This window comes from Pseudomonas avellanae BPIC 631, assembly GCF_000444135.1.
Taxonomy (GTDB): Bacteria; Pseudomonadota; Gammaproteobacteria; order Pseudomonadales; family Pseudomonadaceae; genus Aquipseudomonas; species Aquipseudomonas avellanae.
Map to the genome: position 1 here is coordinate 1 of NZ_ATDK01000261.1, position 3,514 is coordinate 3,514.

General features: G+C 52.6%; 3 protein-coding genes. 1 reads left to right on the plus strand and 2 read right to left on the minus strand.

What is annotated here, in order from left to right; all coding sequences use genetic code 11:
- Nucleotides 1-159: 159 nt before the first annotated feature.
- A complete protein-coding gene (locus tag DW49_RS0115300; RefSeq protein WP_005622420.1) occupies nucleotides 160-1,041 on the minus strand; it encodes a LysR family transcriptional regulator in 882 nt (293 codons plus the stop codon).
- A gap of 289 nt (nucleotides 1,042-1,330) precedes the next feature.
- Here DW49_RS0115300 and DW49_RS0115305 point away from each other — a divergent pair, with 289 nt between their 5' ends.
- Nucleotides 1,331-2,344 (plus strand): MFS transporter, encoded by a 1,014-nt coding sequence (locus DW49_RS0115305; RefSeq protein WP_005622422.1) that lies wholly within the window; start codon nucleotides 1,331-1,333, stop codon nucleotides 2,342-2,344.
- Nucleotides 2,345-2,471: 127 nt separating this feature from the next.
- Here DW49_RS0115305 and DW49_RS0115310 read toward each other — a convergent pair whose 3' ends face one another.
- Nucleotides 2,472-3,449 carry an IS5-like element ISPssy family transposase gene (locus tag DW49_RS0115310; protein ID WP_024421311.1) on the minus strand — a complete coding sequence of 326 codons (978 nt, stop codon included), beginning with the start codon at nucleotides 3,447-3,449 and terminating at the stop codon, nucleotides 2,472-2,474.
- Nucleotides 3,450-3,514 lie beyond the last annotated feature (65 nt).

Consider the following 3,514-nt stretch of genomic DNA (forward strand, 5'->3'; position numbering starts at 1 on the left):
GTTAACAGTGCAAAACGTCTGATTATCTGATCGGGCGAGGTTTTTTAACCTCAGGCCATGAAGGCATCAAAAATCGATGCTTACTTCAGACCCTCCCTAGTTGTAAGTTCGCAGGCCACATGGCCCCTCCGTGCGTAGCAGAAGCCTTGATGAAGTGGCTTAACCGCTTTTGAAGTGATCGACCAAGCGCCATAGCGCGGGGTCTTCAGAATCACTGCGCCAGACGAACTCAATGGTGTAGAGTCCGGTGAGTTCAGGATGCGGCACCAGCGCAACTTCGCTGGGGCAGTTGTATTGCGAAGAATCAGGCACGATTGAATAGCCCATGCCTGCTCCCACCAGGCCCAACACCGTATTGATATCCGCTCCTAGGTGAACCAGTTGCGGTGATAGCCCGGCGACATGGCAGCTGTTAATCAAAAAATCGTAGTAGCTCGGTGCCTTATCCCTGGAGAACCACACGCACTGCTGGTTTTGCAGGTCGGCGAGATGCATCGGCGGGCTCAGATGCAACTCGCTGTCACGAGGCACCGCTAGTACAAGCCGACAATTGAACATCGCTAGCCCGGATAAAACCGGGTTCTCTGGATCGCGCCAGGCCAGAAAACCACCATCCAGTTTGCCATCGGCTATCTTCAATTGTTGACGCGCCGCAAGAGCTGGCTCCAGCATGAGGGTTATATCGGGTTGCAATCGCTTGAACTCGCGCAACGGTCGTAGTATCGATGGGTGCCAACTGTAATTGGGCGCGATACCTATGCGTAGCGCGCCATACTGGCCATTACCAATCCGGGCAACACGCTCACGCGCGTTTTGCAAGTCGGTCATGATGGCCCGTGCATCACGAATGAATTGTTCGCCGGCCGGTGTCAATTCTACTCCCTTGGAGCTTCGTCGGAACAGATCGACACCCAAATCTTGCTCCAGCTCGCGGATCTGCCGACTTAGCGCTGGCTGCACAATGTGCAAGTGCCGCGCAGCCTTGGACACACTGAGGTGTTCGGCAACCGTAACAAAGTAGCGCAAATGACGAAGCTCCACACGGACCACCTTGTAAAGGGTTAAGGGTGAAAATTAGTGGAATGCAAGTAATTTTGCGAAATTCCCCGGCTTTGTTGCCAATTACGGTTGATTTGCATTATCGGATACCTCGCCAGATTAGTAAGGTATGGTATACCTAGAAAGTATAGGTTGGTAATGTCGATAGTGTTATCTCAGTAAAATACGTTTGTTTATACTAATGCTCACACGGAGCATAAAGCCTGAAACATGCTTTCGTGGCGGATAAAATTTATAAAATTACGAATAGCATATTTAACATGGACCGTTCATGAACTCAGTAGCCAGTATGATGGAACAGCAGTCTGCACCAGCCTCGCTACGGCGCGCGGCAGCGGCGGCGACGGTGGGCAACGTGTTGGAGATATATGACTTCATCGCCTTCGGAATTTTTGCAATCCCCATCTCAAAAGTGTTCTTTCCCGCAGTGTCTGAACTCAACGCCATGCTGTTGACTATGGGCACCTTTGCGGCCGGATTTCTCGCTCGCCCGATCGGCGCATTGGTACTGGGGCGTTATGCCGACAGTGTCGGTCGTAAAAAGGCGCTGTCCCTAACGCTCTTAATGATGGCTGCTGGCACAATTATTCCGGCCATTTGTCCGGCGTATGCAACGCTAGGCGTACTAGCTCCGATAATCATCCTGCTGGGACGCTTGCTCCAAGGGTTTTCAGCAGGAGGTGAGATTGGTGGCGTTGTGTGCATGTTGGTCGAAAATGCTCCGCCGCAGCGACGATTTTTCTACGCATCGCTGCAGCAGGCAGCGCAAGGTGCAGGCGTGCTGACGGCAGGTTGCATGGGCTTGGCCCTTTACTCGTTTTTCAACGAGCAGCAGATACTTGATGGAGCTTGGCGAATCGCCTTTGCGTTCGGCCTGTTGATAGGGCCGGTGGGCTGGTACATAAGGCGCTCAGTGCCTGAAACATTGCTGTTCAGCAAAACCTCCGTCGAGGAACGAAACCTGCCGTTGCTTAGACAGTTCATTACCTATAGGCGCTCGTTGCTTCTGGGTCTGTCGGTGATGGTGTTCTGGACCGTAGCGACTTATATTTCCAATTACTTCACTACCTATACTGTTCGTCAACTCCATCTGACCCCAGTAGACAGTTTCATTGGTCAGATATGTTACAGCCTGGTCATGATCTGCACCTGTCCGCTGGTTGGTCGATTGGCTGACCGCGTGGGACCTTTCAGGCCCATGCTCTTCGGCGCAGGCTTGACTGTCATCTGTGCCTACCCCTTGTTCTACATGCTCACTCAATACCCTAGGGAGGGTCTGAAGTAAGCATCGATTTTTGATGCCTTCATGGCCTGAGGTTAAAAAACCTCGCCCGATCAGATAATCAGACGTTTTGCACTGTTAACTCATCGAGTTTCCTTCAAACAGCACCTTTCCAAGGTGTTTTTCCGCATTATAGGCGCACCTCTCCCATCGCCAGCAGCCGTTTTCGCACCATCCAAAGGTTCGACAAGGCAAACAGAGTAGCCTGTTGCGCGGTGTTTTTAGCCAGCCCGCGAAACCGGACTTTCGTATAACCAAACTGGCGCTTGATCACGCGAAACGGATGTTCAACCTTCGCCCGTAACTGGGCTTTCGTGAACTCGATTTTGCGATAGACCCGTGCGATCAAACTTTTCTCGCCATGCTTTTTATAACGGCTTGGACGGGCCGCAATTGACCAGATCATCTGGCGATCCTGATGCTCCGCACGCTTGTCCACGCCGGTGTAGCCCGCATCACCGCTGACATAGGTTTCCTCACCGTGCAGCAATTGATCAACCTGAGTCACATCCGCCACATTCGCCGCAGTACCCACCAGGCTATGGACTAAACCCGACTCGGCATCGACGCCGATATGCGCTTTCATGCCGAAAAAATACTGGTTTCCTTTCTTCGTCTGATGCATTTCGGGATCGCGTTTGCCGTCCTTGTTCTTGGTCGAGCTCGGCGCATGAATGATCGTCGCATCGACCACCGTACCTTGGCGCAGCATCAAACCTCGATCACCCAGATAGCCATTGATGACCTGCAAAATCCCGCCTGCCAACTCATGCTTTTCCAGCAGGCGCCGGAAATTGAGAATCGTGGTTTCATCGGCGATTCGATCCAGACTCAACCCTGCGAACTGGCGCAGGATCGTTGTCTCGTAAAGTGCTTCCTCCATCGCCGGATCGCTGTAACCAAACCAGTTCTGCATCAAGTGAATCCGCAGCATCGCCATCAGCGGATAGGCCGGACGGCCACCTTCGCCCTTCGGATAATGAGGCTCAATCAGAGCGATCAAGCCTTTCCAGGGCACAACCTGATCCATCTCGATGAGAAAGCGCTCGCGGCGAGTCTGCTTGCGTTTACCCGCGTACTCGGCATCGGCGAAGGTCATCTGTTTCATCAGGGAGGCTCGGTGAAAGGTGTTGGGGTATTTTGCCAAATCGGGAAACCTTTTTCAGAGTTTCC